Source organism: Pseudomonas paraglycinae (assembly GCF_021601625.1).
GTDB lineage: Bacteria > Pseudomonadota > Gammaproteobacteria > Pseudomonadales > Pseudomonadaceae > Aquipseudomonas > Aquipseudomonas paraglycinae.
In genome coordinates this window covers 1-297 of sequence record NZ_BQHR01000045.1, presented here as the reverse complement: position 1 = coordinate 297, position 297 = coordinate 1, and the positions used below count along the sequence as shown (strand labels likewise).

At 50.5% G+C, this 297-nt stretch carries 1 rRNA gene; it reads left to right on the top strand.

Annotation, left to right across the window (positions count from 1 at the left end):
- Window positions 1-196 precede the first annotated feature (196 nt).
- Window positions 197-297 (top strand): 5S ribosomal RNA (rrf, locus tag L6D82_RS28485); the annotation flags it as partial.

Here is a 297-nt window from a genome sequence, read left to right as displayed (position 1 = left end):
GAGGCGTTGAGCTAACCAATACTAATTGCCCGTGAGGCTTGACCATATAACACCCAAGCAATTTGAGTCGAAAGGCCAGATTGCGGTGTGTGAAGACGAAAATGAACCGAAAGTTCGACGCTCACAAAACACCTAGCTGTCACATACCCAATTTGCTGAAGCGAGGCCCACTGGCCACGACTCAGTACCCGAATTTCTTGACGACCATAGAGCGTTGGAACCACCTGATCCCATCCCGAACTCAGAAGTGAAACGATGCATCGCCGATGGTAGTGTGGGGTTTCCCCATGTGAGAGT